The organism is Empedobacter sedimenti, from assembly GCF_030005555.1.
GTDB lineage: Bacteria > Bacteroidota > Bacteroidia > Flavobacteriales > Weeksellaceae > Empedobacter > Empedobacter sedimenti.
The window spans coordinates 1-1,592 of the sequence record NZ_JASCQG010000039.1 but is presented as its reverse complement, the minus strand read 5'-3'; the positions used below and the strand labels follow the sequence as shown (position 1 = coordinate 1,592).

Genomic DNA, 1,592 nt, shown 5'->3' with positions numbered 1-1,592 from the left:
AAAAAATAATAAATTTATAAACCAAACACTCTCTTAATTTTTAGCAAGAGGTGTCTCATTTATTTTGACAACATACAATTTTATAGCTATATAATTCGAGTTCCTGTTTATATCTGAAAAGCTAAAACCTTTTGTATAAAGTGAATTATCATACTTTTAAAAGAAACTGATTTGGATTGATATTTAGTGTAGAATAATAGGTTAAAAAAACCTTTCACGATCTCTTAGAACTTTTATAATGATTCTCTATATTCGTTTCTTTAATGTTTTGAAGATATATAAATATTACAAAAACATTTTTTTCCATTTTGCTATTGTATTTCTGCTTAATTTAAAATGATTAGCAAGTTCATTATTATTAAGATTATGTTTTTTTTGATAATCTAGTATTTCTTTTCTATCTAATATGGAGTAAGACCGATATTTTTGATTTAAACTTTTTATATTGAGATTTTTTTCACCAAAAATTTTTCTATTAAGAGCTATGACATCAAATGTAGACAAAGTAGTTTTATTAAGAATACCTTGACAAATCTCTTTTTTTTCAGGATATTTTATATTAAGAATATCTTCGTAAATTTTTTTATAATCAGGTGTATTTATTTTATTCTGCCTTTTCATCTTTTTGTATATCTACAGTATTTGTTTCTATATAAATTTGATAGAGTATCTATTGTTCGCTTTCAAACTAATTAGATATTTCGCTTTAAAAATTAAGTCAGAGAGTTTTTATTTATATAATATATATTTTCCTTTAAAATATAACGACCTTACTTTTCATAATTGCTTGTTGTTTATGATTTTTTTTCTCCAGGGTTTTATCACCTTTTCCAAAAAATATATTTTCTAGAATAAAATTATCTAAATTTAATATTTTTAATGAAAACACTACGTTAATTTTTAGATAATAGATATCCACTTTCTACTTAAGATTAATAATAGTATAATTGTTTATATATTTTGTTTTTGTAATACCGACTTGAGAATAAAAAAACGATAATATAATTTAAATTCATATTTTTAATTATATTTTTTCAACCATTTATATAGGGTGGTTTTTGGAATGTTATAACGTTTCATAACTTCTGTTTTTGTCATTTCTCCAGATGAAATTTGTTCCAAAATAAAATCTATAATCTCTTTGGTATAAATATTCTTACGGAATTGTGGAAGTAATATCTTTTTGTTTTTTACATTTCTTTCCTTTCTTTCTTTTGCTATTGGAGGTGCATATAAAATAAGATGTTGTGTATATAATCTGAAAAAATCGTATTCCAATAGTTTACTCCATTTTAGCAAAATATCGGTAGATAAATTTTCTTGTTTATACATTTCTTTTATTTCATCTTCAGAGCATTTAAAAAAATTACAGATGCGGGATATTTCTATCCCACGATCTGTAACACCCAACCTAACTAACTCACCAATATGTATCTCTTTGAAATTCATTTTTTTTTAATATGTAAATAACTGTAATCTTCCCCTTGTTAGGAACATTTAAAAGTATAGTTTTTATTTAATATTATTGTATTATTATTTTGATTAATTTGAAATGTAGGAAAATCATTAGGATTTTTGACCTTACCATATTT

At 22.7% G+C, this 1,592-nt stretch carries 2 protein-coding genes; both read right to left on the bottom strand.

Translation table 11 applies throughout. The features are described from left to right. Positions 1 to 285: 285 nt before the first annotated feature. Positions 286 to 621 (bottom strand): helix-turn-helix domain-containing protein, encoded by a 336-nt coding sequence (locus QHG34_RS15800; protein ID WP_280063390.1) that lies wholly within the window; start codon positions 619 to 621, stop codon positions 286 to 288. A 399-nt stretch (positions 622 to 1,020) separates the two neighbouring features. Beyond that, a complete protein-coding gene (locus QHG34_RS15795; protein ID WP_280063466.1) occupies positions 1,021 to 1,449 on the bottom strand; it encodes a transposase in 429 nt (142 codons plus the stop codon). Positions 1,450 to 1,592: the final 143 nt, after the last annotated feature.

Coding starts and splice junctions, on each gene's coding strand:
- QHG34_RS15800 (WP_280063390.1), bottom strand. CDS start 621: ATGAAAAGGCAGAATAAAATAAATACACCTGATTATAAAAAAATTTAC.
- QHG34_RS15795 (WP_280063466.1), bottom strand. CDS start 1,449: ATGAATTTCAAAGAGATACATATTGGTGAGTTAGTTAGGTTGGGTGTT.